Genomic DNA, 26,766 nt, shown 5'->3' on the forward strand with positions numbered 1-26,766 from the left:
AGTGGCCATACTCGTAACGGGAGGCGCTCGCAGCGGCAAAAGCAGCTTTGCCGAGCAATATGCAATGAGAACCGGCAATCATGGTGTCTATATTGCAACTTGCCAATCGTATGACGAAGAGATGAATGCTCGTATCGCGAGGCATCAGCAAGACCGTGAAGGCACGGGCTACGCTTGGAAGACGCTCGAAGAACCGTATGAAGCATCGGATCTGATCAATAAGCTTCGGACTGAATTCGGGGAATACGAGCAGGACGCTGCACAGACTGTCCCTGGGCTGCTGCTGGATTGTTTGACGCTTTGGCTCACCAATTGGATGCTTCGCGTCGATTACGAAAAGCTCGGCGATCAGCGACTAGAGCAGGAGATAACGAAGCTCGTAGCTGCGATCGAGCGGTATCCTTATCCGCTCATCATTGTGACGAATGAGGTCGGTGACGGTATCGTGCCTGAATATCCGCTGGGCAGAGCGTTCCGGGACGAAGCCGGTCGGATGAACCAACGTATTGCCGCAGTGTGCGAGCGCGTATTTCTCGTAACAGCAGGCATTCCGGTTGACTTGAAAGCGATAGCGTTCAGATGGGAGCAGCTATGAGCTTCTATTCCATGCCGGAGCTGCTAGCTCTGGTTGCTGCGGCGATTGTGATCGATTGGATCGTCGGCGATCCGAAATGGCCCACGCATCCTGTCATATGGATCGGCCGTCTTATTCGCCTGCTGGAGCGGTGGCTCGCGCCTGAGCGATACTCCAATCGGCCAACTAGGGTCAAGATGCTCGGCATTGTGTTAACCGTTGCCGTTCTCGCCGCAAGTTGGTTCATCATGGCGATCATCGTAGAGGTAGCCGATGCGATCCATCCTTGGTTCGGCTATGCGGTTAGCGCATGGTTCATCTCGACAACGATTGCAGTAAAGGGGCTCAAGGAGGCGGCTATGCTTGTCTATAAGCCGTTAGTCGCCGGCAGATTGGATGAAGCCCGGAAATATGTCGGTTATATCGTTGGGCGGGATACGACAAAGTTGGATGAAGGCGAAGCGTCCCGGGCCGCTATTGAGACGGTAGCCGAAAATACGGTCGACGCTCTTGTGTCGCCGCTCGTATTTGCTTTGTTGGGAGGCGCGCCGCTAGCTATGCTTTATCGCGCGGCGAATACGCTCGATTCCATGGTCGGCTATCGGAACGATAAATACCGGCATTTCGGCTGGTGCTCGGCTCGCACTGACGATGTGTTGAATTATATACCTGCTCGGCTCACGGGAGCTTTGATGGCGTTATCGGCGTTGCTCCTGCCTAAGATGAAGGCAACTAGGGCCGTGAAGTCGATGCTCGTCTTCGCTCGCCGGCACCCAAGTCCGAACAGCGGCATTCCGGAGTCTGCTGCAGCCGGAGCCATAGGCATTGAGCTCGGCGGGACGAATGTCTACTTCGGGGTGACCAGCGAACGCGCGCGCATGGGCTGGCCGCTGCGCCCTTTGAAGCCAAGCGATATTGTGCTGACGATACGCTTGCTGTACGTTGTCAGCGTTATTATATTGGCAGGAGTGATGACAGCATGGCTGCTCATAAGCTGAAGCTGCACGGGCAGGCGCTTGTTGCGGCTTTTCAATTTCTGACACGGTTTCCTATCCCCATACAAGTGCCATTTAGTTCCCCGGTGTTGACGCGAAGTGTCCTCTACTTTCCGATTGCGGGAGCTTTTATTGGAATCATTGTTGCGGGAGTTGCGTGGCTGCTGCAGCTCTTTCTGCCTCCTTGGCCATCAGCGGTGCTGCTGCTGGCACTATGGACGGCGCTGAGCGGCGGGCTTCATATGGACGGATGGATGGATACAGCCGATGGCGTGCTCAGTCACCGCTCGCGCGAGCGAATGCTGGAAATTATGAAGGACAGCCGCGTAGGAGCGATGGGGGTGCTCGCTGCAGTATTGCTGCTGCTGCTCAAAGCATCGCTGCTGGCGGAGCTGCTAGGGGATGATGGTCGACTTGAGCTTGCGCTTCCGCTCATTGCCGCTTCACCGATATGGGGACGCGCATGGATGGGCATTGCGATAGCAGGTTGGCCGAATGCACGGCAAGGCGAAGGAATCGGAGCGCTCTTTGCTGGAGTAAAAAAGTCGACGGCTGGCTTATCGTTGATTATAGGCGGGCTCATTACCTTTGTCATGGTTGTTGCCTGTCAGAATTCGATTGAGACGTCCATTCTTATCACGTTAGCCTGCTTATTGTCTACGTTGGTTGCAGGGGGCGTATTGGCCATTTGGCTAGCAAATAAACTCGGAGGATTAACGGGAGATACATATGGAGCATTGAATGAAGCGGTAGAGGCTGTTATTTTATTAATGGCAGTAATTATATTAGGCACGACTTATTTATTTTCATGGTAAGGGGGCAAAAGGGATGTTGGAGAGATACGGCCATGGCGGTGACCTGCATACAGCGGAGGAAGCATTCGGCAGAGCAGCGGAATCTTTTCTTGATTTCAGCTCCAATATGAATCCGATAGGACCGCCGCCCTCGGTGAAGACGGTGCTTATCGAATACGCGACGCTTATCGATCGTTATCCCGACCCGGCTGTTCGCGGTCTGCGCAAGAAGCTGTCGCAGCTGCACGGAATTGATGAGCATAATATCGTAATCGGGAACGGAGCGGCGGAGCTTATCGATCTCGTCGTTCGTTCACTTCATCCGCAGGTAACGGCTCTCGCTATTCCATGCTTCGACGAATATGGGGATGCGGTTCGCAAGATCGGCGGATCGATCTATGAAATCGCGTTGTCCGGCGACAATCAATTCAGGCTCGATTCGGAAGCTGTCGGCAATGCGATCGATGCCAGCAACGCTTCCTTGTATATGTTGGGATCGCCTAATAATCCGACAGGTCAATTAGTGGATCCAAAGCTCATTAAGGCATTGCTTGACAGCGGCGCTTACGTCGTTGTTGACGAAGCGTTCATGGATTTTGTCCCTGAGGAGGAGCAGTTCAGCCTTGTGCAGGAAGCGGCCGTGAATGAACGTCTGTTCGTCATCCGGTCGATGACGAAGTTTTATTCCATACCGGGCATTCGGCTCGGCTATATCGTCGGCGTTCCGAAATCGCTCAGCGCATTGAAGCGCCTGCAAGTGCCATGGAGCGTCAATTCGCTTGCACAGTTGATCGGTGAAGCGGTTCTAGAAGAGCGGGAGTTCACCAAGGAAACGCATAACTGGCTTGCAGAAGAGCGTCCATGGCTAGTTCAGCAATTGCAGCAGCTTGGCTTCGAGGCGAATGACGGCGTAACGAATTATTTGCTGCTTCGAATCCCGCAACAGCTGCGTCTAAGCGCCAGCATGCTGCAGCTTGCCATGGGCAAGGAAGGTGTTCTCATTAGAGATGCTTCGCGATTCCCTGGTCTAGATCATACGTATGTGCGAGTAGCCGTCAAACGAAGATTCCAAAATGAAGCGCTCGTGGCAGCCTTCAAACACTGTTTAGCGCAGGTGAGGTCATGAGCCAGCCGTTTCGCAGCGACTCCACCGTCTACGAGTCTTTCATCTGGAGCGGATTGCGTTTGGAGCTGCTGGACGATCGAATCGTAGCGAGCCTGCAAGAACCGGTTCAGGCGCTAAGCAGCGCCATTCATCCAGGCGGTTTCTCCTGGGCCGATCATATCGTGAACTGGAAGGTGCCGCTTGATTATCGCTGTGACGATCCGATCGCGGACTTTGTTCACCGTTGCGAAGATTGGGGAAGCAAGGCAGAGCATACGATCGGCATGTTGACTGCGGCGAAGCTGACCCATGCGTCTGTGAAGGAGCTGGAGGGCGATCGTTTTAGGCTGCTATGCATCACGACGTCGGGCACGCGCAACGCAGCACGGGCCGGGTTGCCGCGCGAAACCTTCTCGGCATACGAGCCTGGTACGATTAATACGGTACTGCTCATTGACGGACAGATGACCGAATCTGCAATGGTCAATGCGGTTATTACGGCAACCGAAGCAAAAGCGGCGGCACTGCATGAACTTGGTATTCTGGAGACGGCGAATGGCCAGCTTGCGACAGGGACGACGACCGATGCGATCGTCATTGGCGTCAGCCAGCGAGCGAGTTGGCAAGCGATTCATGCCTATGCCGGAGTGGCGACGACGATCGGCTGCGCAATTGGCGAGGCGGTATACGAGACCGTGTTTGAGGCTACCCGGACGCAGCATGAGGAGTAGCCGGGTGGAAACAGGTAAGCTCCTACACGGCCTGAGGCGATACGCTCCAAGAGCCAGCTAAACCGCTATAGTTTCATTCTAGGCAACTAATTAGTCTTGTACCAAGCGAGCCTCCCGTGTAGTTCGATATATGGCAATTAAACGGGCTAGTTTGGTGAGTTGGTGGCGAATCGGCACATTTCGTTCGATGAAAGGCAACTATTGAGCTCAGAACCGTGTGGTAATTGAGATTAGATCGACGAAATGCACCTAATGAGCCTTGTACCCGGCGGTGAACTCCTGCACGGCATGAAGCAATAAGTTCCAGAAGCCAGTTATCCGCTATCGTGTCGTTCTAGAGTTACTACTTAAGTCTCCTGAGAATCAGGAGATTTTTTTGGTTTCAAAAATGTTCAATCGAGCTGAGCTGGAAGGAAATGTGAGCTGCAATCAAGAATCTATTTCTAATTACAATAAAGGACGGTGGAATAAAATGAAGGGGCTATTAGTCATTGACGTGCAAAACGGAATCGTTGAATTGGGTGATTTCACAAACGAGTTGTTAAGGATGGAGCATATCATTAAGGATTTCAAAGCTAGCGGCAATCCCGTCATCTTCATGAGGCATATTGACGCTTCTGAGGAGAGCCCGTTATGCAGGAGCTCCGTTGGTTCCGAACTGCATCCTTCGTTAAAGGACTATTCGGATGTGGTTATTGAGAAATCGACACCGAGCTCGTTTTATCAAACAGAGCTGTCTCAGACGCTAGATCAATTAGGTGTAAAGCAGCTGTTTCTAGTTGGTTTCGAGACGGAATTTTGTTGCATGTTCACAGCGATAGCTGCTTTTGACAGAGGTTATGAAGTAACGCTGATCAGGGATGCAGTTGGCACAACGAATACGGAACGATCTTACGATATGCCCGGCTTGAGCATTAACGATTTTGTAAGCAAAGTGCTTGGTTGGTCAAGTGTAATTGAAGTAATAAACCACGTTAAATATATGGAGACATACAAAGCACAAGGGCTGTAGTCGCTTAGTTTCCATGTTGGATATCCACTATAACTTTCAAATTAGGAAGAAACCTCCATTTTTATGACGCGTATAGGTAATATGGTGTTGATGCTATGCGTTTCCGTGAAGAGGAGGGGTTCTTATGAATCGATATGCGATTTATTTTGCTAGCGCGATCTTTTGTATTGTTATGCCGATTGTCGCTTTATGGTATGGCTATTGGGATGCGGCACAGCCGAAGGTGGGGCCTGTCGGCAACGGGATCAAGCCTCCTACTTTTCAACAAACGTTTCCTCTTTACATCGCAATGCTCATAGGAATCAGGTACTTAATAATGGCGATCTTACGTTATCGGGAGTATAAAAAAACGCAACGGAAGTCTAACAATGAAGAGATAGATTAATGTTCCCAGCAGGCGCAATTGTCAGAAAGGGGATAACGTAACGATGGGATTTTTAATTGAAGGGCTGTTCGAATTGATTCTGGAGTTGTTTTTTAATGATCGGTTTGAAAAGAGAGGAAGTTATCGTCAGAGGCGATATCTACTGAAGCTCAAGCGATATGCGAGAGAGTCTGAATGGTTCGAGCATCTGTATCGAAATCCGCATTATACGGGGATCATTGAGAATAACGACGCATTCAAAATCGTGCTTTGGAAGAGAGCGGCATTCCGGTCTATCGAGCGTAGTTTGGAGGAGCGGCAACGATTCGAACAGCGTTTGGCAAGCAAGTACGATTCGCTTACGGAAAGAGTCTGAAACGACTTCATGTTGTTTATATGATATTGCCAATCCGAATGATCTACCTTGTACGGATGTGGTAGAATAAAACGAGCCTATACGTTATAGGAAAGTTTAAGTTTGATATTGTTCGGCAGGAGGTTTCAAGTTGATTCGCATTGTAGGTTTTTCGAAAGATAAAAAATGGTGTACGGATCTAACGTTGGAGGAAGTAAGCGAGTCGACCGAGCTTGCCTGGTACTGGGTGGATTTCGATCAGCCTAGTGAAGAGGAAAGCAGGCTGCTGAGCACGCATTTCAAATTTCATCCACTTGCGATTGAAGATTGCTACCACTTGTTGCAGCGTCCGAAAATGGATCATTTTGACGATATTCATTTCCTCATTCTGCATGCGTTCAACGGTTCGAAGACGATGGTCGATGAAGTGAATATGTTCATCGGTCCCCGGTTTCTGGTAACGTACCATCAAGGGCAATCGCAAGAAATCGAGTCGGCTAGATTGAAGCTGATGCATAATCTGAAGCCAGGCCAATACGGTCACATTTGTGCGGCGTATCATGTTATTGACAAGCTGGTGGATGAATATTTCCCAGCCGTTCAGGAGCTCGAAGAGCTGCTCATCGATATGGATCTCAGCAGCGGCACGGTTGCCGGCGATGGAGCAATAGCAGATATATTCAACATTCGGTCACGTTTGCTGCGGCTTCGCAAGACGATTATTCCAATGAGGGATTTGCTCTATCGATTGGTTAATAGTGATCGAATCGAGGGTCTTAACCATCATTTGGCCTTCTATCGCGACATCTACGATCATTTGTTGAAGCTGTCGGAGATGCTTGATAATTGCCGCGAAATGACGGCCGATCTGCGCGATAGCTACATCTCGTACAATTCCAATCGAATGAATTCGATTATGAAGACGTTAACGGTCATTACGACAATATTTATGCCATTAACTTTCCTGGCTGGCATTTATGGCATGAATTTTGACAGGATGCCGGAGTTGGATTGGCGCTGGGGGTATTTTGGGCTGCTCGGCTTTATGCTGCTGATCGCTTTATCGATGTTTGCGTGGTTTAATAAGAAAGGCTGGTTCAAATAATGGCATGCAAGGAGATTAAGACATGGTAACGAATAAGGCCTCAGAAGAAGTCGGAGGAAAAAAAAGGACATTAGCAGTAGTCGGCATTATGCTGGCGATATTGATCGTGCTCGGTGTTTTATTTGCATTAATGATCTACGCGCTGCGTGCGGACAAGCCTTCTGCTGAAGCAGGTAAGAATGAAGCTTCGCAATATGCTTATGCAATGGCCGAAGCCGCGAATGGGATGAAGATTCATTATTTGGCTACAAAGCCATCGAACGTTCGACCTGAGCTCATACATAACAATGTCACTTTAACCGAAAATACGGGCATTAACGGCGGTTTCTTCTATGGCGAGCAATTGCTAAGCATAGCTGTTGTGGACTCCTTGCCGGTTGGAAGATCGCATGGGAAATACGGCGACGGCTCGGAAAATGTCAGGTATGCTCGCGGCACGCTTGTCTGGGACGGAGCGCTCGATGAACTTAATATACAAATCGTAAGCAAAGCCTCTGAGCTTAAAGTTAAGGATAATACGCGCTTTTGGGCGCAGGGCGGCATTAGCATGAGCATCGGAGACGATGCGGGTTGGGAAGAGCGGGCAATCGCCGAGAATGCGCCTTTTCCGAATGATGACCGTCTGCGTTCGGCGGTTGTGTACGATTCGCAAGGCAGACTGTACTTAATCGTCAGTGAGACGAAAGGGACGCTTGCAGCGTTTCGTGAAGCGATCATCGAGAAGGTCGGAGACGGCAAGCTTGCAGGCGGCATCTTCCTCGATGGGGATGGATCATCGCAGCTTCGCAGCAGTGAAGCTATGCTCGCGGGCGATAATCGTCCTGTGGTACAGATGCTGCGCGTATTGAAATAATGGAAATGCGTGTCTGCTTCGCAAACACTAAGCCTAATCTTACGAAGTGTGTTTGCTACGCAAACACTAAGCATAATCTTACGAAGTGTGTTTGCTACGCAAACACTTAAGGAGAATCACCATGAATCAACAGCAACAGCCATTGCCTATCGATGCCGTATTGCCTGAACTGCTCGAAGCGCTCCGGAACGGCGCTAATGCGGTGCTGATCGCCGAGCCGGGGGCTGGCAAGACGACAAGAGTGCCGCTCGCTATGCTTCATGAGCCTTGGCTGAACGGCAAGCGCATCGTTATGCTTGAGCCGAGAAGACTTGCGGCTCGCTCAGCCGCGCAATATATGGCTCGCTCGCTTGGCGAGCAAGCGGGGGAGACGGTCGGCTATCGCGTACGGCTTGAAACGAAGGTCAGCGCCAAGACACGAATTGAGGTTGTGACGGAAGGCGTATTGACCCGGATGCTGCAGGAGGATGCCGCGCTTGAGCAAGTAGGCGCGATCCTGTTCGATGAATTTCATGAACGCCATCTGCATGGCGATCTAGGTCTGGCGCTTAGTCTGCAATCACAGTCGCTGCTCCGTGAGGAGCTGCGGCTTCTTGTTATGTCCGCAACACTCGATGCGGAGCCTATTGCCGCATTGTTAGGCGCTGCGCCTATTATTCGATCGGAGGGAAGAGTATTTCCTGTCGATACTCATTATGCGGCCGCACGTCCCTCGCGGGAGGCGCGGATTGAACAGACCGTCGGCAGCACGATCGTGAGCGCGCTTCGTGCCCATGATGGCGATGTGCTCGCTTTCTTGCCCGGCGCGCTCGAGATTCGTCGTACCGCAAGCTGGCTTGCAGCGGTCGGACTGCCTTCCGGCGTGCGCATAGCGGAGCTCTACGGCACGATGCCGCTATCGATGCAGGATGCGGCAGTCGCGCCATGCTTACCTAACGAACGCAAGATCGTGCTTGCGACATCAATCGCCGAATCAAGCTTGACGGTTCAAGGGGTGACGATTGTTGTCGACAGCGGACTTATGCGCGTGCCGCGGTTCTCGCCGCGGACCGGCATGACTCGGCTGGAGACGATCGCGGTCTCGCAAGCTTCCGCGGATCAGCGCCGCGGCCGTGCTGGCCGTCTTGCTCCGGGCCACTGCTATAGGCTGTGGACGGAGCAGGAGCATCCGTACCTGCCAGTACAGAGCATGCCGGAGATTATGGATGCCGATCTTGCGCCGTTAGCGCTGGAAATTGCGGTATGGGGGATCCAAGACCCCGCCGAGCTGGATTGGCTTACGCCGCCGCCGCAGTCAGCGTACGAGCAGGCGATTGAACTGCTGAAGAAGCTGCGCGCGCTTGACGCGAACGGCAAACCTACGCCGGAGGGACTTAAGCTGGCACGCTTCGGCATGCATCCCCGCCTTGGCGCAATGGTAATGCGTGCTGCGGAATGGGGCTGTGCAAGCGAAGGCTGCGAGCTGGCAGCACTGCTTAGCGAGCGAGACTTGCTTCCAAATGAGCGAAGCGTGGATATGAAGCTTCGTCTTGACGCGTTGAATGGAAAGAGCGCTTCAGCGGATGCCGCCGCTGTTAGACGAATGACCCAGCAAGCTGAGCAATGGAAGCGCTCGGTTGCCGAGCATGGAACAGGCAACGACGTGACTTCACAAGGTTCGATTCCTTCGTCATCGCGATCGACCTCTCTATCCGTTCGGCCAAGTCTTGGCGTTCTTCTTGCTGCGGCCTACCCGGATCGAATCGCTCAGCGGCGAAGCGATGGCCGATATTTGCTGGCTAATGGAAGAGGGGCCGTGCTTCCCGACGTACAACCGTTGTCTCGAAGCGAGATGTTGGCAACTTGCGAATTAGATGACACGGGTACGGAGAGCAGAATCAGGCTTGCCGCAGATTTGTCGATGACCGATATTGAAGCGTTTATGTCTCCATACATTACGATTGAAGAAGTGATTGAGTGGGATCGCGGTGCGCTAGCCGTTCGTTCCCGCAGAAGAAGGAAGCTAGGCGCAATCGTGCTCGGAGAAGTGCCGATATCCGGTCCTGACGAAGAGAAGGTTGAAGATGCGCTGATCGCTGGAATCCGTATGGAGGGTATGGGTTTGCTTCCTATGACCAAGCCGGCGCTTGCGCTCCAAGCTAGAATAAAGCTGATGGCGCTTGGCGGGAAGGACTGGCCTGAGGCGACCGACGAGGCGCTGCTAAGCACGCTCGAGGAGTGGCTGAAGCCGCATCTCTACGGCATGAAGAGCCGTAACGATCTTCAGCGGCTGAATATGGCTCAGCTGCTTGGAGGCATGTTGTCATGGGCGCAGCAGCAGGAACTGGACGAGCAGGTGCCGACCCATTATACAGTGCCAAGCGGCTCTCGTATTCCGATCGATTACAGTGATCCATCGGCGCCCGTGCTAGCGGTCAGACTGCAGGAAATGTTCGGCCTCCAGGATACGCCAAGGCTCGCGAGAGGCAAGCTGCCGCTTACGCTGCATTTGCTGTCCCCCTCTCAACGTCCCGTTCAGGTGACTCAGGATTTGCGAAGCTTTTGGGAATCGGCTTATTTTGAGGTGAAAAAGGATTTGAAGGGCCGGTATCCGAAACATTATTGGCCGGATGATCCATACAGCGCAGCACCGACGAACCGCGCTAAGCCGCGCGGCACTTGAGGAAAAAGAATCGTTAGTTGAAGAGTGGAGGTAAACTATGGATATAAGTTACATCATCGTATTGTCTTATTTGCTGATTATCAATTTGTATACCTTCGCTTTAATGGGTAGAGACAAGAAGCTGGCCGTCAAGCAGCGTCGTCGTGTTCCAGAGAAACGACTGTTCACGCTGAGTGCCATTGGGGGCAGCATCGGAACTTGGCTTGGTATGCGTACCTGGCGGCATAAGACGAAGCATAATAGTTTTGTATTCGGAATTCCGGCTATATTCGTACTGCAAGTAGTCCTTGTAGTCGCACTCTATCGTTTTGTCGGTTAATCCAAGCGAAATGGGCATTGCATCGAGAAAGCTTCCTATGGTATATTTGACACTCGTTTTTTATTGACTACTTTTAGGAGGTAACTGACTAATGACCGTTCAAAGTGCCTATCAAGAGGAAAAGGATCGGCTTTCTGCTTCGATTCGAGATATTGAAGATCAGCTGGGAGCAATCGGTCCGCGATATACGGGAGACGATTTTACCGAGCAAATGCTCGACCTGCAGCGCGAAGAGAGAAGACAGCGTCTGGAGATCGCGCACCGCGAGCCGTACTTTGGCCGCATCGACTTCGAGGAGCTGCCGAATGGTAAGCAGATGCCGCTCTACATAGGCAAAGCAGGCGTCGCCAAGCAGGGCAGCAACGAGCTGCTCGTTATCGACTGGAGAGCGCCGGCAGCCAGCTTATTCTATTCATTCACGGGCGGAGATGCGCCCGGAACGTTCGAATCGCCCGATGGTGAAGTATCGGGTTATATTCATTTAAAGCGCAACTTCATGATTCGTCAGGGCGAGCTTGTAAGATTGGTCGACAGCTATGTGCGAGGCCAAGAAGAGGAAGCAGTCACTGACGAATTTCTTTTATATCGCTTGGGCGAGAACAAGGATAATAAGCTTCGTGACATCGTTTCTACCATTCAAGGCGAGCAGGACCGTATCATACGCGCCGATCGCGCGAAGGCACTATTCATTCAGGGGGTAGCGGGCAGCGGTAAAACGACCGTTGCGCTCCATCGTCTCGCATTTCTGCTCTATCAATACGCGGATCGGATGCGGGCGGAGAGAATGATTATTTTCGCGCCAAATCGGATGTTCCTCGATTATATTTCCGGCGTTCTGCCGGAGCTCGGCGTTGGAGACATCCAGCAGACGACGTTCTCGGACTGGGCGATCGAGCTGCTGGAGCATACCGTTAGGCAAAGCGATCCATCTGAGACGATGGCCTATTGGTTCGAACAACGCAGAACGGCATCTGAGATTGAGAATGCTTCCGGAAGATGGAAGGGCAGTTTGGCTTTCAAGGAAATGGTAGATAAGCGAATTGCAGCGTTCGAGCAAAATATCGTACCTACCGTTCCGTTCAGCCCGCTTGACCGTCTTGAGCTGTCGCCTGCGCAAATGCGCGAGTGGTACGACACCGATTATGGCGAAGAGACGGTTATGAAGAAACGCGACCGGCTAGCCAGCCGAATCCGGCGTTGGTTCGAATCCGAGCTGAAGCAGCGCGGCGTTGTCGATAAGAAAGTAAGAGCAAAGGCGCTGACGAAATTTAATGCCTTTGTGAAAAAGATACCGTCGTTTACGGCGGTTCAGCTTTATGCCTCGCTGTTCCAAGGCAAGCAGGCCGATCCAGCCGTGCCGAAAGCGATCGCCGCAGAGACAGCGGCTCGGCTTAAGCTAGGAATCGCCGCTGCCGAAGACCTCGCGCCGCTCGTCTATATCCATCTGCAGTTGTACGGACTGGATAAGCCGTCCTTCGACCATATCGTCATTGACGAAGCGCAAGATTATTCGCCGTTCCAGCTTGAAGCGCTTAAGCTATGCCAACGAACGCCGTCGATGACGGTACTCGGCGACTTGCAGCAAGGTATTCATGCTTACACGGGAATCCAGCACTGGTCTCAGCTGATGGGACTATTCCCTGAAGAGCAATCCGGATTCCACGAGCTTAACCGGAGCTATCGCTCAACGATGGAGATTATCGAATTCGCCAACCTGATCTTAGGCGAGATGTCGGGCGGGGTAAAGCCAGCCGTGCCTGTATTCAGGAGCGGCGACCCGGTCGAGACGATCGGGACAGAGGAGAGCGAATGGCTTGCTTCGATCGAACAAACGGTGCGCGAATGGAAGGCGAAGGGCATTTACGAGACGATATCGGTCATCGGAAGAACCGCGCATGAATGCGAACAAATTCATAGCTTCTTGATCGACAAAGGAATTGAAGCCTCCCTTGTCCAAAGCAAGCAACCATCATATGGAGGCGGCCTGACGGTCGTTCCCGTCTACTTATCGAAGGGACTGGAGTTCGATGCCGTGCTCGTTGCTGATGCGGGAGAAGCGGCATACGGACCGCTCGACGCGAAGCTTCTTTATGTCGGTTGTACACGCGCGCTTCATATGTTGAAGCTGCTCTACTTGGGACAACGAACTTCTTTGCTGGGCGATGGCGCTTAATTCGTTTATAATGGGAAGGTATCTCACATACGTACGGGAGGCCTTTGCAATTATGAATGGGAATGAGCTGCTGCCACCGCTTTGGCTATCGCTGAAGGTTTCGGTGACGGCTAGTATATTGGTAGCTATCATCGGCATTATTGTCGCGCACTTCATGGCGCGGCGATCGTTCAGGGGCAAGAGCGTCGTTGAGACGGTTTTCATGCTTCCTCTCGTATTGCCTCCGACCGTCGTCGGGTTTATATTGCTTGTGGCGCTTGGCCGCAGAAGCTGGATCGGGAAAAGCTATGAATGGCTTTTCAATCAACCCATCGTTTTCTCTTGGACCGCAGCGGTTATCGCTGCGGTCATTGTTGCGTTCCCGCTTGTCTATCAAACCATGAAGGTCGGATTTCTGACCATCGATAAAAGTCTGGTAGAATCGGCACGTTCCGCAGGCGCCAGCGAGAGGCAGGTTATGCGCTATATTACGCTGCCGCTAGCCAAGCAATCGCTGCTAACGGCATTCGTGCTCGGCTTTGCCAGATGCTTAGGCGAGTTCGGAGCGACGCTTATGCTTGCCGGCAACATACCAGGCAAGACGCAGACCGTGCCGACAGCCATTTATGTGGCGGTCGATTCCGGACATACGGCGATGGCTTGGGCATGGACGATCAGCATCGTCTTATTTTCTTTCCTGCTCCTCTCATTTACCGGCCGCAAAATGGAACAATAATGTGAACGGCGCATCCGCTTTCCGCAATGTTTCGTATAACACTCCAGAGAAGGAGGCAGAGCGCGTATGCCATTCGAAACGGATTCTAATGAGCGATTATTGGAAGCCTTGAGAGAAATAGAAGCATGGGAGAACGATCAGAAGGACCTGTGGTTTTGGGAGAAGCTTGGACGATTGCCGTTCATGCTGCTCGATAAATTAACGCCGAAGTTTATTCAAGCGAAGCTCGGACAGGCTGTCGATGAAATCGGCGGCTTTATTCAGAACGGGGGCAAATACCTCGTTTCGGAGAAAACGATAACAAGCAAGCTTGCGCGAAATGCGGAGGTTGTCGAGGTGGACGCATCGATATCCGGCAACGACGTTGTGCTGACCTTGGAAGACTGCTCATCGCTGCCGCTTGCCGTTATGGACAGGACGGCTGCGGAGCTGAAGAGCAGCCGTACAAACATGGCGACCGTTCAAGGCGCGACAACGGGAATCGGAGGCATCTTTACGCTCGCAATCGACATTCCAGCCATTCTTGGCTTATCGCTAAAGATCATACAAGAGATTGCCATATGTTATGGATATGACCCAAAGCTGAAGGAAGAGCGCATCTTCGCTGTGAAGGTCATGCAATTCGCTTCATCGGACATTGTCGGCAAAAAAGCCATATTAGATGAATTAAGCGCATACGGAACTGAGAGCGAGGGACGCGGAACGCATATGCTGTCGCAATTGCAAGGCTGGCGTGAAGTCGTTACCGTATACCGCGACAACTTCGGCTTGAAAAAGCTGTTCCAGCTCATCCCGATTGCCGGAATTGTGTTCGGGGCTTTCATTAATCGGGGCACGCTGAATGATGTCGCAGAAGCGGCGACGATGTTATACCGAAAACGAAGAGTACTGGTTAAGCTGAAGGAAGGCGGAGGAAGCGCAACATGATTACAGCACAGAGAGCGTTAATGGAGGAGGCAGCCTCCTTTATCCGCGCCTGCTATTCGGAGCTTGGCAAGTCAGTCCAGGAAACCGAAAGCAGGCTGCGGCAGATCGATGAACATATTGAAGCAAGAGGGACTTATTCGCATACATCGGAAGAGCTTAAGCATGGCGCGAAGATGGCATGGCGCAATAGCAATCGCTGCATCGGCAGACTGTTCTGGCAGGCGCTTGAAGTGTTTGACGCAAGAGAGGCTGAAGATGAAGATACAATCGCCGGACATATATTTAACCACATGAAATATGCCACGAACGGCGGGAGAATCAGACCGGCGATTACGGTATTTGCGCCGAGGGAGACGCATACTGGCAGCTGTATTCGGATATGGAATCATCAGCTTGTCCGATACGCAGGTTATCAGCTGGAGGACGGTATGGTCGGCGATCCGGCTTCCCTTGCTTTGACTGAAGCTTGCGAGAAGCTAGGCTGGCGCGGGGCAGGAACGGCGTTTGACCTATTGCCGCTTGTGATCCAACGAGGCGATCATGAGCCGAGATGGTACGAGTTGCCGGCGGAGAAGACGCTTGAAGTGAAGCTTACACATCCGGAGAATGATGGCTTCGAGCAGCTGGGACTGCGGTGGTATGCGGTTCCTTTCGTATCCGATATGGAGCTAGAGATCGGCGGCATCCGCTATTCGGCAGCTCCCTTCAACGGATGGTATATGGGGACGGAGATTGGTGCGCGCAATCTGGCAGACAGTAACCGCTACAACCAGCTTCCGCAAGTTGCACGGCTGTTCGGCTTAGATACTTCTACGAACCTTTCCTTATGGAAAGACCGTTCATTAACGGAGTTAAATATCGCGGTGCTGCATTCGTTTAAGAAAAACGGCGTCAGTATTGTCGACCATCATACGGCCGCCGAGCAATTCGCCAGATTCGAGAAACAGGAGCAAGAGAACGGCAGAACCGTGACCGGAAGATGGTCATGGTTGATACCTCCGATGTCTCCGGCAACGACGGCTATCTGGCATCGCAGCTATGACGATACGGAGCGGAGTCCGCAGTTCCGCTATCAACAGCCGCTTTTTAAGCAAAGCGAATAGTCTATTGTTTCTGTAAATGCGTGCAATCAATTCCTAATCAGAGAAATAGGGGGGAGCAGCAGACGTGGATTTTCATATGCAATATTTATCGTTTTTCGTTATTCATACAGACGGCGAAGAGAGTGCCTCATCGTCAGGCAAGCGGTTCAAGCATTATCAGACGCTGGACGAGGATACGTATGAGGACAGTGAGATTAAGAAGTTTCTAGACGACGAGTTCACGAGGGTCGTGAAGCGCAAGGTCGAGCGCAATCCGAATACGGCGAACGCACCGACGAAGATCGGCCGCTTCGCGGTTGAACCGGGTTATGCGCTCGGCAGCAATCAGAACTACAATCTGTTCCAGCGGCTGCGCGATGCAGATACGAAGGAGCGATTCTTTGGCATCGCCGACGAGCTTGTTCGTATTTATATGGATACTAGCGCGGTGCGCGGCGGAGCGTTCATTATTGCTCTATCCAAGCTGAACACGTATTTTGACGAGCCTTTTTTATTTTTGCTTAAATGCGACTTCGAGCCGAAGATTGCGCGAATTGCGGATGAGCGCAGCTTAATCTCGCAGGTCGAGATGGCCATCAGCTCCCGCAGCATCAAGTCGATTCAGTATCCGCATATGCCGGAGGAGGGTATGCTCGAGCATTGGGAGCTGAAGATTCATCAATCGTCGCATGCCCGGTATTTCGAAGATTTCTTGAAATACGTTACTTACGAGAAGCCATTGCCTGAGGTAATGGGCGAGCAGGTTATTGAGATGGTACAGCAATACATATCGGACAAGTGGCAGGATGATGAGAGCACGGAGCGCCGCGAAGAGGAGAATGCGGTGGAAGTATGGGCAGCTAGCGAGAAACGCGACATTCAAGAATGGTGGCCGCAGGAGCAGGTGGCTGTCGCATCGGCGGCGCTCGTCGAGCAGAAGCCGGACTTGCCGTTCACGTTTAAGCTGGACAGCGTTACGATAAAGGGCTTGCTCGCAGATTTCGGCGAATCGCTCCATATCGCGAAGCATAACGGACGTTATGTTGTCGTGATCGAAGGCGATGCGTTCCAATTCGATAAAGGGATGTCGCCGGTCGAGCTGCTGCAGCCGCCGGATCTAACCGATGTATTGCCAATCATCGGAAGCAAACAGCCGAAAGATGAGTTTGACGGTTCAGGCTATAGCTATAACGACAACAGCGGCGGCACGACTAACGTGAGCGACGACGATGTGCCTTGGTAAAGTTATGCATGCTCGCATGTATCTATTTGACAATTAAAGGAGAGGCTGTATAAGTGGACAAGTTATTTTTCATAGAAATTGGCATGGGCTGCGATCTGCACGGTCAAAATATTACAAAAGCATCGGTGCGCGCCGTTCAAAACGCGATTCACCATAATTCGATGCCCGGTCTGCGCTCTGTATTGCCAGGCGGCTCGCTTGATAACATGAAGGTTCATGTGAAGCTTGCTATTCCTTGCGATCGCGATCTGCTCGACGTGGAGCAGGTAAAGGCCGCGCTGCCTTACGGCCAAGTAACCGTCGAGCTTATCGATGGCGGCATGGTTACGACGAGCGGCGTCGTACTGCCGGACAAAGAGGACAAAAACGATCTCATCTACATCGTGAACGCGTCTGTGGAGGTCGGTTACTAGCCACATTACCTAGCAAAGGAAGAAGACGATGGTTTTAAAGCTTGTCATATTTGTGCTGCTGCTTGTGTTTACCGCTTTTTTCGTTGCAACGGAATTCTCGATCATCCGAATGCGTTCAAGCCGCGTCAGTCAGATGGTTGCGGAAGGGTTGAAAAATGCTAGGGCGGTTGAACAGGTTACCTTGAAACTGGATGGCTACTTATCCGCTTGTCAGCTAGGGATCACGATTACGGCTCTCGGTCTCGGTTGGCTAGGGGAACCTACGGTTGAACTAATATTGCATCCTATATTCCATCGACTAGAGCTGGGGGATGAGGTAAGCTCGGTTTTGTCATTCCTTATTGCCTTCGTGCTCGTTACCTACTTGCATGTCGTTCTTGGCGAACTGGCGCCGAAGACGGTGGCTATCATAATGTCAGAGCGTATCAGCCAGTTGACTGCACCGATCATAATTATTTTCTATAAGGTTATGTATCCGTTCATCTGGGTGCTTAACGGCTCGGCTAACAGCCTCGTTAGGCTGCTCGGCTTCAAGCCGGCCCAAGAGCATGAAGCCCATTCGGAGGAAGAGATTCGGATCATCCTATCGGAGAGCTATGAGAGCGGCAAAATCAACAAAAGCGAATACGGATACGTGAATCGTATCTTCCAATTCGACGAGCGGCTGGCGCGTGAAATCATGGTTCCGCGCACGGATATGGTATGTCTGTTCGCTGAGCATTCTCACGACGAGAACCTCGCAGTCATCAAGAAGGAGCAATATACGCGGTTTCCGTATGCAAGCGGAAGCAAAGACAATATTATTGGCATCGTTAACACGAAGCAGTTTTTTCTGCGCTATGATAGCGACCGTGCGCTGGACGTCAAATCGCTGCTGCAGCCGGTAATGTCCGTGCCCGATGTGATGCCGATTAACAAGCTGCTGCGCAAAATGCAGCTGGAGCGCGTACATATTGTTATTTTGCTCGACGAGTACGGCGGTACTTCGGGTCTTATTACGATTGAGGACATTATCGAGGAGATTGTCGGCGAGATTCGCGACGAATTCGACGCCGATGAAGTGAAGGAGATCGAGATGCTGAACGAGCACCGTTATATGGTGGACGGCAAAGCATTGATCGTCGAATTCAACGACACGGCCGGCACGGATCTGGATAGCGAGGAAGTGGACTCCATCGGCGGTTGGTTATTCAATCGGAAGCCTGATCTGCCAGTCGGCGAATCGTGGATTTATCATAATATGACGTTTACGATTAGGGAGCGGGACGATAATCGGATTCGCAAGGTAGAGATCGAGATCGCCATGAATGAGTCGGATGCCGAAGCGTTCGGTCATGCTTAATTCGTTAGCGTTGAACATACAGAAGCGCCGTCTGGGTCATCGATTGATGACGGGACGGCGCTTCTTTGTAGCGTTAATTAAGGATGATTACGCAGCAGCTTAGCATCGGATATGAACGTGCCGAAGGGAAGGAACGCGGCGATAAATGCAGCGACAACCTTCAAGAATGACCAGCGGTGCTTGATCCAAACGTGAAGCAGGGCAAATCCGTAGAGAGTGAACAGCAAACCATGCAGGCTGCCGACGATGGTAACCATATGCGGCAGGTCAGCCCAATATTTGAGCGGCATCGCGATCAGCAATAATACCAAAAACGAGATTCCCTCATAAAATCCGACAATTCTTAAACGGCCGATGGCGGTTTTGAACAAAATAACACCTCCTATTACATAATCGCAGTATCGATGAAACTAACCATTGCCTTAGGATCGAGGCTGTAATCCGTTCCAAAGTAATTGTACGATTTCGGCGGAAGCTTGTTTCACCGATTTTTGATCATTTAATAATTGTTTGTGATTGCGTACCGTCATCATGGCCGTGAACGTATGGGAGAGCAGCAAGGGATCTGACTTCGTGATCACGCCTTCCTCCATCGCTTGCGCGAAAATTTCACTCAAAAGAATATGAAGCTGTGCTTCTCCATCCCGAATCTGCTTAAACTGTTCCTCCGACAAGCCGGGAGCGGCTTCGCGCATCATCGTCTCGAACTCGACATGCGCGTTATTCATATGACGTTCCGCAACAATGAGCAGACGTTCCTTGAGCGTTCCTGGTCCACGCATGATTAGAGCGGTCTGGTCATATGCAATCTTGAGCACGAATAACAGACATTCCGTGAAGAGCTTCGCTTTGTTGTCGAAATAATAATAGACGCTTGCTTTCGTTATCCGGCATGCTTTCGCAACGCCTTCAAGCGACACCTTCTCGAAGCCGTGCTCCATGAACAGTATGGCGGCGGTGCGCAAAATAAGCAGATTGGGCTGCATCGTTTCGGAACGTTTAGGCCGTCCCGGTTTGCGTCTTGGCTGTTCTTCTTTCAATCTTTGCACCTCATTCAATAATTCGTAATAATTATAGGTTGATTAATTAACCTTCGGGTATATATAATTAATTTGAGCTCGTAATACTATATTAAACGATTTGAATGTAGATGTGAAATGGAGGATGGAGTCATGATTGAGAAAATAGGCGCAATCGTTGCCGGGCGCCGTACGAGGTGGATAACGCTCGCGATTTGGATTGTACTTGCGGCCGTACTGACACTTACGCTGCCAGCTGTTGGTGACAAAGAGCAGAACAACGCGCAAAATTTGGAAGACGACAGTCCATCCTTACTGGCTGATCGGCTTATTAAAGAGAAGTTCCCTAACGCCTCCGGCGTGCCGGCTCTTATTGTATGGCATCGCGAAGGCGGATTAACGAATGACGATTTAACTTACATCGGGCAAACCTCCCAAGCTTTAACCGATCATCCGCTTGAAGCGCAAGGCGAGCTTATTCCGCTCCATACGATGCCGCTGCCGGCCTTGCAGCAATTCGTATCCGAGGATCAAACGACTTTCGTGCAGCCGGTCTCGTTCGCCGAGCAGACAGAAACGGAAGTGCTGAAAGAAAACTTGGAAGAAATCAAGACGATTATTCGCGACGTTTCGGGCCAAGACCCGTTCGCTGCATCGATCAACGATCCCGAGCAGCTTACGGTTCGCCTTAGCGGACCGGTCGGCATATCGGTAGACGCCACGGACTTGTTCAAGGGCGCAGACGTATCGTTGATGATCGCTACCGTATTGCTCGTCCTCATCCTGTTGCTGCTCATCTACCGGTCGCCGATTCTAGCTATTATCCCGCTTGTCGGCGTAGGATTCGCTTATTTGGTAACAAGCCCGTTGCTCGGCTGGATGGCAGGAGAAGGTTATATCACGGTTGACGCGCAAGCGATCTCTATAATGACCGTACTGCTGTTCGGGGCTGGTACAGATTATTGTTTATTCCTCATTTCGCATTACCGTCAGGAGTTGACGCGCGAGAAGGATAAGGGGCTGGCATTGAAGCGTGCCTTCAAGGATGCGTCCGGCGCTATAGCAATGAGCGGTTTCACGGTCGTTTTGTCCCTGTTCGCGCTACTGGCTGCCAGGTACGGCGCTTATGACCGCTTTGCGGTTCCGTTCAGCTTATCGATTCTCATTATGGGCATCGCCAGCTTGACGCTCGTACCCGCGCTGCTCGCGATTTTCGGCCGCGCTTCCTTCTATCCGTTCGTTCCGCGCACCGAGGAGGAGCATCAAGCTCGTGCTGCAAGACGCGGCAAAACTTACATCAAGCCGGATGCAAATAAGAAGCTTGGCATGAAGGTCGGCAAGCTCGTCGTCACGAAGCCATGGACAGTCGTCCTCGTATGTATTGTTTTGCTTGGCGCGTTAGCAACGTTCTCGACTCAGATCAAGTATACGTATGACTTGCTGTCATCTTTTCCAAAGGATATGCAATCGAGGGAAGGCTTCGACGTCATCTCCGCTTCGTTCACGCCAGGCGATCTTGCTCCCGTCACCGTAGTCGTGAATACGGATGGCAAGCAGGTCGATGTCGCTTCCAAGCTGCAGTCGCTTGAGCATATCGATCATGTTGCTGAGCCGCAGGTTAGTTCGGAAGATCCGAATCTGCTTGCCTACTCGGTGGTGCTCGATATTAATCCGTATTCGCAAGAAGCGATGGCGCTCATTCCGGCCATCAAGGAAGCGGCAAGCGATGCTCTTGCCGATGCCAGTATTGGGGATTCGGGAGAAAAAGTATGGGTCGGCGGTCAGACGGCTGCCCAGCATGATTCGAAGGTGCTGACCGATCGTGATAACACGGTTATTATCCCGCTCGTTACGATCTTAATCATGATTTTGCTCCTGATCTACTTACGCTCCATAACCGCAACTCTATATCTGATTGCTACAGTACTCCTATCCTATGGAGCGGCATTAGGTCTCGGGTGGATCATCTTGCATTATTTCATGGGCGTCGACGCCATACAAGGCGCGATTCCGCTATACGCCTTCGTATTCCTTATCGCGCTTGGCGAGGATTACAACATCTTCATGATCTCGAGCATTTGGCAGAAGCGAAAGATAATGCCTCTTAAGCAAGCGATTCAAGAAGGGGTTGGCGAGACAGGGGGCGTTATTACTTCGGCTGGCCTCATACTGGCGGCAACGTTCGCTGTGCTTGCGACGCTTCCGATTCAAGTGCTGGTCCAATTTGGACTGATCACTGCAATCGGTGTGCTCATGGATACGTTCATCGTTCGTCCGTTCCTTGTTCCCGCAATTACGGCGTTGCTTGGCAAAAAAGCATTTTGGCCGGGTAAAGCAGAACTGATCGAAGAGCCGAAGACAAAATCGGCTGCGGCAACACGTCCATAAAAAAATGATCGATGCCTCGGCAGACATTCGATGTCGCCGGGGCATTTTCTTTTGCCAAATTCCCACTAAGAAATAGGAGCACTTGAAACAATTTTCCATCCTCAAACGTTATATAGGGAATAGAGAATTGGTTTAGAGACACTAGAAAACGGGGGAGTAAAGATGAAGAGAACAAAATGGATTTGGTTGATGCTGGTAGCAGCAATGCTTGTATCCGGCGGACTATTGTCCGCCCCGCAGATGACGTATGCCTGTTCATGCGCGGAAATGGGTGATGTAAGGGACGCAAGTGACCGTAATGACGCCGTGTTCGAAGGAACGGCAGTGTCGATTAAGCAATCCGGCTTGCCGTTGTTCCAGTCGTCGGCAGATGCTGTCAAAACAAATTTTCATGTCAACGAGGTATGGAAAGGACTTGTAACTTCCAATATTGCGGTCGTATCCGCTAACGGCAGCGACAGCTGCGGATTCGAATTCAAGAGCGGGCAGCGGTACGTCGTATATGCCCGCGATACGGGCAAATCATTGGAGGTGAGCTTATGCAGCCGAACAGCGCTGTACAGCGATGCGGGAGAAGACTTAGCTGCGCTGGGCAAAGGCTCTATACCGCCAGTACCGCAGACTGGTCTTGATAACGAAGGAAGCAGCAGCTATATGATCCCGCTCATACTGCTGCTGCTCACTATAGGCACGATAGCGTTACTATACGTCAGGAAGAAGAAACGACTTAAATCAAGAACATCGCAACAATCGTCGTAACGGTAAGTCCGAGCAGTACCGGCTTTAAGTTGCGGCGAGCGAGCTCGAAGGGGCTTACGCCGCAGATGGCCGCTGCCGGAATGAGCGCCCAAGGAATGATCGTACCGCCTCCGACCCAGATGGCGGCGACTTGCCCAAGCGCGGTCAGAGTCGCTAGACCCGATCCGATCGCGTGGCCGAACAGCTGGGCGATAGAGCCGGCAAGCGAAATGCCGGAGAAGCCTGAGCCGTCGAGTCCGGTAATCGCGCCAACGACAGTCAGCGTTACAGAACCCACGGCGCCATTAACGGGCATGACATGCGCGAGAGCAAGGCCGAGGTCATTGACGATGCCTAGAGAGCCGTCAGGCAGCTTCTCGCCGAACAAGGACAGGAAGCCTGAATCGCCAAGATAGAAGAATGCGGCAATCGGAATGACAGGGCCGAACACCTTGAAGCCGAACAAGAAACCTTCTATTAAATAGCTGGTCGTCTTCTCAAGCCCTTTGCCACGATGCGACAGCATCGTGATAAGCAGCATGATCAGGATGGAGGTTCCGCCGATCAGCGCGGTAGCTTCACCGCCTTGGAGATCTAACAGGAACATCGTTATGACATCAATCGCGAACAAGACGGGAATAAGGACAGCGAGCACTTGCTTCGTACGCAGCGATAGACTGGCAGCCCCTTCGGCCTGGTCCTTGCTGTCTGCCTTGATCTCATCCGGTGTCGCGGCGACAAGCCCGTCATTCCACTTGCCGAGCCGCTGATCGCGGCGCATCATCCAATAGGCTGCAACGGTCGTCACGACGCCCATTACGATAACAAGCGGTATGCTCGCCTGCATCACTTCGCTGACTGGCAATCCTGCAGCGTCGGCTGTCAGCTTAGGCGCGCCTTGAATAATATAGTCGCCGGACAAGGCGATGCCATGCCCGAACAGGTTCATGGCGACGGCAGCGCCGAGAGCCGGCAATCCGACGCGAATGGCGACCGGCAGAAGCACTGCCCCGACAAGCGCAACGGCTGGCGATGGCCAGAAAAACCAAGACGTCACCATCATGATGATGCCGATTCCCCAGAAAGCAAGCGCCGGCGTTTTCATGAACCAAGTGAATGGCGAGATCATGATCTCATTTATTCCGGTGCGTATAAGCACGCGGCTCATGGCAACGATGATAGATATGATGAGTATCGTGCCTATTAATTCTTTGATGGCAAAAATAAAGCTATCGAAAATACCGCTTACCGAGCCGCTTGCCGATGTGGTTGCAAGCAAACCGATGCCGAGTATGCCCGCGATACAGATTAACGTCGTATCGCGTCTCATTAGCATGAATCCAATAATGGCGACTATGAAGCCTAGATATACCCAGTGCAGCGCCGTTAATTGAATAACCATCCAAACCACCCTCTCATGGGATACACGAAACCGAGCTGTGCCGGAATCGTATTGTAATGTATGCAAGGGGCTGGATAGGCGTTCGTCATGAATCTCCTATACGGTTGCAAGCTGATTAGAGGCTATGCTATTCTACTTAAGCATGGTCATAAGGAGAGGTTTACTGATGATGAGAAGGAGCTTAATGCTGATTGTAGTCGCAGCTATGGTATTTGCCGCTGGATGCGGCATTATCGAGGAAGCAACCCAAACCGTCAATTTCGCCGCAGAAACAACGACCTATTTGCAGTCGATTACGAACTTCGGACAAAACATGCAGACAATGGCAGAACAAGCAGTGACCGATTTGAATGCAAGAACCGATCTGAAGGAGCAATTGCTGGCGCTCAAGCAGCAGATCAAGGAATACGGGGCATTGACCGTTCCGGATTATGCGAAGGATCTGCATCAGTCGATTACCGAATATAATGCGCAATTGAATCTGAGCATCGATAAGGCGCTGACGAATATCGAGCAAGGCCGGGCAGCGTTCGAAGCGACAGGAATTTCAGATACGATTAATAAGATCAATGAGCTGCTCAATCAATTAAATCAACTAACACCGCAATAATGACAGTAGTTACAATGCCGAGAGGAAGAAATTTGAACATGCAAATTACGATTTTGAACGCGGAGATGACGTACTCGAAGGAAGATGGGTATGTCGGCAAAGTACAGTTTGAAGCAGAAGGGCATAGCAATCAATACGAGATCGCTCTTGCGAGCAAGCGCGGTACTAGAGATTGGGGCTACGGGTTGTTCTTCCTTCATGAATCGGGCAAGGAAGAAGAGCTTCTGGCCTTGGAGAATCAGCTTGAGGAAGACGATGAGCTGTTCGACCTGCTAGTCGATACGGCAAAGGCGAAGCTGGAAAAATAATGATAAGAAAAAACGCGCGCACTCTGAAATCTTCATGTCAGAGCGTACGCGTTTTTTCTATTTAATGACCGCTTGATGAGGTTAAGCCCGTCCTATGAATGATCGTTTGGCTTTCTTCGTTAAGTCCGATAAACGATACTTGCTTATCCAGCAGCTCATACTTTGCTTTCACCTTCGTCATCGCGGTTACGGCTGATTGGTCCCACACATGCGAGCCGCTGAAGTCCAGCACAATCGTTTGCGGGTCATTCATGAAATCGAATAGGTTGACGAAGCTGGTCGTCGTACCGAAAAACAACTGACCGCGGAGCGTGTATGTCTTAACGTTCGCTGCATCCAATTTGACTGATGCTTTAATCTTAGCGATCTTCCAGGCGAAGAACAGGGCGCTAAGCACAACGCCGGCCATAACGCCTTTGGACAGATCATGCGTCACTAATACGATAATGACGGTCACGATCATCGTGAACGCATCCGTTCGCGGTGCGCGATGAAGATGAAGCACCGACTTCCAATCGAAAGTGCTGATCGCTACCATGATCATGACGCCGACAAGGGCTGCCATTGGGATTGCGCGAACCATATCACTGAGCGCGAGAATGAGGAACAGCAGGAAAGCCCCGGCAACTAGCGTTGACAGCCTTGTCCGACCGCCGGATTTCATGTTGACGACCGATTGCCCGATTAATGCGCAGCCTGCCATGCCCCCGAAGAAACCTGTGACGATATTCGCGATCCCTTGTCCTCTTACTTCACGGTTTTTATTACTGGTCGTATCCGTGATCTCATCGATAACCGAAGCCGTTAACAATGACTCAAGAATGCCGACAATGGCTAACGAGAACGAATATGGGAATAGGATGGCTAACGTATCGAAGGAGAGTAGGACGTCAGGCAAATGAAAGAACGGCATGACGCTCTCGATTTTGCCCATATCGCCTACGGTCTTCAGATCTGCGCCTATCGCAATCGCGATCAACGATACGATAATGATCGCCGCAAGCGGCGACGGAACGGCTTTCGTATACCTCGGTAAAATATAAATGATGAGCAGCGTCAAGCCGACGAGCGCGTACATGATCCAGCTTGCGCCTACAAAGTGAACGAGCTGCGTTGTAAATATAAGAATGCCTAATGCGTTCACGAATCCGAGCATAACGGAATGCGGAACGAACTGAATGAAGCGCCCAAGCTTAAGCGCGCCCATGATGAACTGCAGCACACCTGCTAATATGGTTGCGGCGAACATATACTCGATGCCATGCTTGTCAACAAGGCTAACCATAATAAGCGCCATAGCGCCAGTAGCTGCCGAAATCATGCCGGGACGGCCGCCTGCGAAAGCCGTAATAACGGCAATGCAGAACGATGCGTAAATACCGACCATCGGATCGACGCCAACCATAAGCGAGAAGGCGATCGATTCTGGAATAAGTGCGAGAGCGACTGTAATACCGGATAAAATATCGTTGCGGGTATTGGAAAACCAGGTTTGTCTAAGTTTGAAGAGCAAAACAAATATACCTCCTAGGAAAAT

At 51.5% G+C, this 26,766-nt stretch carries 27 protein-coding genes; 23 read left to right on the top strand and 4 right to left on the bottom strand.

The window, feature by feature from the left end; genetic code table 11:
* Window position 1: 1 nt before the first annotated feature.
* The 19 genes from cobU (at window position 2) to AC0YN0_RS07485 (ending at window position 18,764) form a co-directional block, all read left to right on the top strand.
* Complete coding sequence (gene cobU / locus AC0YN0_RS07395) at window positions 2–595, top strand: bifunctional adenosylcobinamide kinase/adenosylcobinamide-phosphate guanylyltransferase (protein ID WP_475820626.1); 594 nt, start codon at window positions 2–4, stop codon at window positions 593–595.
* Entirely contained in the window at window positions 592–1,572 is a 981-nt protein-coding gene (gene cbiB / locus AC0YN0_RS07400) for an adenosylcobinamide-phosphate synthase CbiB (RefSeq protein ID WP_475820921.1), read from the top strand. The genes cobU and cbiB overlap by 4 nt, the downstream gene beginning before the upstream one ends.
* Window positions 1,554–2,384 (top strand): adenosylcobinamide-GDP ribazoletransferase, encoded by an 831-nt coding sequence (cobS, locus tag AC0YN0_RS07405; protein ID WP_475820627.1) that lies wholly within the window; start codon window positions 1,554–1,556, stop codon window positions 2,382–2,384. Before cbiB ends, cobS begins: the two co-directional genes overlap by 19 nt.
* Before the next feature lie 13 nt (window positions 2,385–2,397).
* Window positions 2,398–3,489: a threonine-phosphate decarboxylase CobD gene (gene cobD / locus AC0YN0_RS07410; protein WP_475820628.1), complete on the top strand. Its 1,092-nt coding sequence runs from the start codon at window positions 2,398–2,400 to the stop codon at window positions 3,487–3,489.
* Entirely contained in the window at window positions 3,486–4,199 is a 714-nt protein-coding gene (locus AC0YN0_RS07415; protein WP_475820629.1) for an adenosylcobinamide amidohydrolase, read from the top strand. Before cobD ends, AC0YN0_RS07415 begins: the two co-directional genes overlap by 4 nt.
* 472 nt (window positions 4,200–4,671) lie before the next feature.
* Window positions 4,672–5,211, top strand: coding sequence for an isochorismatase family protein (locus AC0YN0_RS07420; protein ID WP_475820630.1), 540 nt, complete (start codon window positions 4,672–4,674; stop codon window positions 5,209–5,211).
* 124 nt (window positions 5,212–5,335) lie between these two features.
* Complete coding sequence (locus tag AC0YN0_RS07425; protein ID WP_475820631.1) at window positions 5,336–5,596, top strand: hypothetical protein; 261 nt, start codon at window positions 5,336–5,338, stop codon at window positions 5,594–5,596.
* Between the two features lie 43 nt (window positions 5,597–5,639).
* Window positions 5,640–5,951 (top strand): hypothetical protein, encoded by a 312-nt coding sequence (locus AC0YN0_RS07430; RefSeq protein WP_475820632.1) that lies wholly within the window; start codon window positions 5,640–5,642, stop codon window positions 5,949–5,951.
* Window positions 5,952–6,081: 130 nt separating this feature from the next.
* Entirely contained in the window at window positions 6,082–7,035 is a 954-nt protein-coding gene (gene corA / locus AC0YN0_RS07435; RefSeq protein ID WP_475820633.1) for a magnesium/cobalt transporter CorA, read from the top strand.
* A 22-nt stretch (window positions 7,036–7,057) separates the two neighbouring features.
* Window positions 7,058–7,888 carry a hypothetical protein gene (locus AC0YN0_RS07440; protein ID WP_475820634.1) on the top strand — a complete coding sequence of 277 codons (831 nt, stop codon included), beginning with the start codon at window positions 7,058–7,060 and terminating at the stop codon, window positions 7,886–7,888.
* A 121-nt stretch (window positions 7,889–8,009) separates the two neighbouring features.
* Window positions 8,010–10,550: an ATP-dependent helicase HrpB gene (gene hrpB / locus AC0YN0_RS07445; protein WP_475820635.1), complete on the top strand. Its 2,541-nt coding sequence runs from the start codon at window positions 8,010–8,012 to the stop codon at window positions 10,548–10,550.
* 37 nt (window positions 10,551–10,587) lie between these two features.
* Window positions 10,588–10,869: a DUF1294 domain-containing protein gene (locus AC0YN0_RS07450; RefSeq protein ID WP_475820636.1), complete on the top strand. Its 282-nt coding sequence runs from the start codon at window positions 10,588–10,590 to the stop codon at window positions 10,867–10,869.
* A gap of 91 nt (window positions 10,870–10,960) precedes the next feature.
* Window positions 10,961–13,042, top strand: coding sequence for a HelD family protein (locus AC0YN0_RS07455; protein WP_475820637.1), 2,082 nt, complete (start codon window positions 10,961–10,963; stop codon window positions 13,040–13,042).
* A 52-nt stretch (window positions 13,043–13,094) separates the two neighbouring features.
* On the top strand, window positions 13,095–13,757 hold the full coding sequence (modB, locus tag AC0YN0_RS07460) for a molybdate ABC transporter permease subunit (RefSeq protein WP_475820638.1): 663 nt from the start codon (window positions 13,095–13,097) through the stop codon (window positions 13,755–13,757).
* A gap of 66 nt (window positions 13,758–13,823) precedes the next feature.
* On the top strand, window positions 13,824–14,684 hold the full coding sequence (locus AC0YN0_RS07465) for an EcsC family protein (RefSeq protein WP_475820639.1): 861 nt from the start codon (window positions 13,824–13,826) through the stop codon (window positions 14,682–14,684).
* Complete coding sequence (locus AC0YN0_RS07470; RefSeq protein ID WP_475820640.1) at window positions 14,681–15,787, top strand: nitric oxide synthase oxygenase; 1,107 nt, start codon at window positions 14,681–14,683, stop codon at window positions 15,785–15,787. Before AC0YN0_RS07465 ends, AC0YN0_RS07470 begins: the two co-directional genes overlap by 4 nt.
* 64 nt (window positions 15,788–15,851) lie before the next feature.
* On the top strand, window positions 15,852–17,009 hold the full coding sequence (locus AC0YN0_RS07475) for a DUF3900 domain-containing protein (protein ID WP_475820641.1): 1,158 nt from the start codon (window positions 15,852–15,854) through the stop codon (window positions 17,007–17,009).
* Between the two features lie 53 nt (window positions 17,010–17,062).
* A complete protein-coding gene (locus tag AC0YN0_RS07480) occupies window positions 17,063–17,422 on the top strand; it encodes a Lin0512 family protein (RefSeq protein WP_475820642.1) in 360 nt (119 codons plus the stop codon).
* Between the two features lie 28 nt (window positions 17,423–17,450).
* A complete protein-coding gene (locus tag AC0YN0_RS07485) occupies window positions 17,451–18,764 on the top strand; it encodes a hemolysin family protein (RefSeq protein ID WP_475820643.1) in 1,314 nt (437 codons plus the stop codon).
* Between the two features lie 77 nt (window positions 18,765–18,841).
* On the opposite strand, the gene AC0YN0_RS07490 is transcribed toward AC0YN0_RS07485, so the two are convergent.
* Both AC0YN0_RS07490 and AC0YN0_RS07495 read right to left on the bottom strand, forming a co-directional pair.
* Entirely contained in the window at window positions 18,842–19,135 is a 294-nt protein-coding gene (locus AC0YN0_RS07490; RefSeq protein WP_475820644.1) for a DUF3817 domain-containing protein, read from the bottom strand.
* 51 nt (window positions 19,136–19,186) lie between these two features.
* Window positions 19,187–19,804 carry a TetR/AcrR family transcriptional regulator gene (locus tag AC0YN0_RS07495; protein WP_475820645.1) on the bottom strand — a complete coding sequence of 206 codons (618 nt, stop codon included), beginning with the start codon at window positions 19,802–19,804 and terminating at the stop codon, window positions 19,187–19,189.
* 132 nt (window positions 19,805–19,936) lie between these two features.
* On the opposite strand from AC0YN0_RS07495, the gene AC0YN0_RS07500 reads away from it, so the two are divergent.
* Window positions 19,937–22,171 (top strand): MMPL family transporter, encoded by a 2,235-nt coding sequence (locus tag AC0YN0_RS07500; RefSeq protein WP_475820646.1) that lies wholly within the window; start codon window positions 19,937–19,939, stop codon window positions 22,169–22,171.
* Window positions 22,172–22,333: 162 nt separating this feature from the next.
* Window positions 22,334–22,930 (top strand): hypothetical protein, encoded by a 597-nt coding sequence (locus AC0YN0_RS07505; RefSeq protein ID WP_475820647.1) that lies wholly within the window; start codon window positions 22,334–22,336, stop codon window positions 22,928–22,930.
* Here the strand turns inward: AC0YN0_RS07505 and AC0YN0_RS07510 are convergent.
* Entirely contained in the window at window positions 22,899–24,311 is a 1,413-nt protein-coding gene (locus tag AC0YN0_RS07510) for a hypothetical protein (protein WP_475820648.1), read from the bottom strand. The two genes, AC0YN0_RS07505 and AC0YN0_RS07510, sit on opposite strands and share 32 nt — an antisense overlap.
* Before the next feature lie 166 nt (window positions 24,312–24,477).
* Here AC0YN0_RS07510 and AC0YN0_RS07515 point away from each other — a divergent pair, with 166 nt between their 5' ends.
* Both AC0YN0_RS07515 and AC0YN0_RS07520 read left to right on the top strand, forming a co-directional pair.
* On the top strand, window positions 24,478–24,921 hold the full coding sequence (locus AC0YN0_RS07515; protein WP_475820649.1) for a DUF6376 family protein: 444 nt from the start codon (window positions 24,478–24,480) through the stop codon (window positions 24,919–24,921).
* 38 nt (window positions 24,922–24,959) lie between these two features.
* A complete protein-coding gene (locus AC0YN0_RS07520; RefSeq protein WP_475820650.1) occupies window positions 24,960–25,229 on the top strand; it encodes a hypothetical protein in 270 nt (89 codons plus the stop codon).
* A 61-nt stretch (window positions 25,230–25,290) separates the two neighbouring features.
* On the opposite strand, the gene AC0YN0_RS07525 is transcribed toward AC0YN0_RS07520, so the two are convergent.
* Window positions 25,291–26,742: a SulP family inorganic anion transporter gene (locus tag AC0YN0_RS07525; protein ID WP_475820651.1), complete on the bottom strand. Its 1,452-nt coding sequence runs from the start codon at window positions 26,740–26,742 to the stop codon at window positions 25,291–25,293.
* Window positions 26,743–26,766: the final 24 nt, after the last annotated feature.

It is taken from the genome of Paenibacillus sp. J22P218 (genome assembly GCF_056269195.1).

Bases quoted from the DNA above. Each gene is read 5' to 3' on its own strand.
- cbiB (WP_475820921.1), top strand. From the start codon at position 592: ATGAGCTTCTATTCCATGCCGGAGCTGCTAGCTCTGGTTGCTGCGGCG.
- cobS (WP_475820627.1), top strand. From the start codon at position 1,554: ATGGCTGCTCATAAGCTGAAGCTGCACGGGCAGGCGCTTGTTGCGGCT.
- cobD (WP_475820628.1), top strand. From the start codon at position 2,398: ATGTTGGAGAGATACGGCCATGGCGGTGACCTGCATACAGCGGAGGAA.
- AC0YN0_RS07415 (WP_475820629.1), top strand. From the start codon at position 3,486: ATGAGCCAGCCGTTTCGCAGCGACTCCACCGTCTACGAGTCTTTCATC.
- AC0YN0_RS07420 (WP_475820630.1), top strand. From the start codon at position 4,672: ATGAAGGGGCTATTAGTCATTGACGTGCAAAACGGAATCGTTGAATTG.
- AC0YN0_RS07425 (WP_475820631.1), top strand. From the start codon at position 5,336: ATGAATCGATATGCGATTTATTTTGCTAGCGCGATCTTTTGTATTGTT.
- AC0YN0_RS07430 (WP_475820632.1), top strand. From the start codon at position 5,640: ATGGGATTTTTAATTGAAGGGCTGTTCGAATTGATTCTGGAGTTGTTT.
- AC0YN0_RS07440 (WP_475820634.1), top strand. From the start codon at position 7,058: ATGGTAACGAATAAGGCCTCAGAAGAAGTCGGAGGAAAAAAAAGGACA.
- hrpB (WP_475820635.1), top strand. From the start codon at position 8,010: ATGAATCAACAGCAACAGCCATTGCCTATCGATGCCGTATTGCCTGAA.
- AC0YN0_RS07450 (WP_475820636.1), top strand. From the start codon at position 10,588: ATGGATATAAGTTACATCATCGTATTGTCTTATTTGCTGATTATCAAT.
- AC0YN0_RS07455 (WP_475820637.1), top strand. From the start codon at position 10,961: ATGACCGTTCAAAGTGCCTATCAAGAGGAAAAGGATCGGCTTTCTGCT.
- modB (WP_475820638.1), top strand. From the start codon at position 13,095: ATGAATGGGAATGAGCTGCTGCCACCGCTTTGGCTATCGCTGAAGGTT.
- AC0YN0_RS07465 (WP_475820639.1), top strand. From the start codon at position 13,824: ATGCCATTCGAAACGGATTCTAATGAGCGATTATTGGAAGCCTTGAGA.
- AC0YN0_RS07470 (WP_475820640.1), top strand. From the start codon at position 14,681: ATGATTACAGCACAGAGAGCGTTAATGGAGGAGGCAGCCTCCTTTATC.
- AC0YN0_RS07485 (WP_475820643.1), top strand. From the start codon at position 17,451: ATGGTTTTAAAGCTTGTCATATTTGTGCTGCTGCTTGTGTTTACCGCT.
- AC0YN0_RS07500 (WP_475820646.1), top strand. From the start codon at position 19,937: ATGATTGAGAAAATAGGCGCAATCGTTGCCGGGCGCCGTACGAGGTGG.
- AC0YN0_RS07505 (WP_475820647.1), top strand. From the start codon at position 22,334: ATGAAGAGAACAAAATGGATTTGGTTGATGCTGGTAGCAGCAATGCTT.
- AC0YN0_RS07510 (WP_475820648.1), bottom strand. From the start codon at position 24,311: ATGGTTATTCAATTAACGGCGCTGCACTGGGTATATCTAGGCTTCATA.
- AC0YN0_RS07515 (WP_475820649.1), top strand. From the start codon at position 24,478: ATGATGAGAAGGAGCTTAATGCTGATTGTAGTCGCAGCTATGGTATTT.
- AC0YN0_RS07520 (WP_475820650.1), top strand. From the start codon at position 24,960: ATGCAAATTACGATTTTGAACGCGGAGATGACGTACTCGAAGGAAGAT.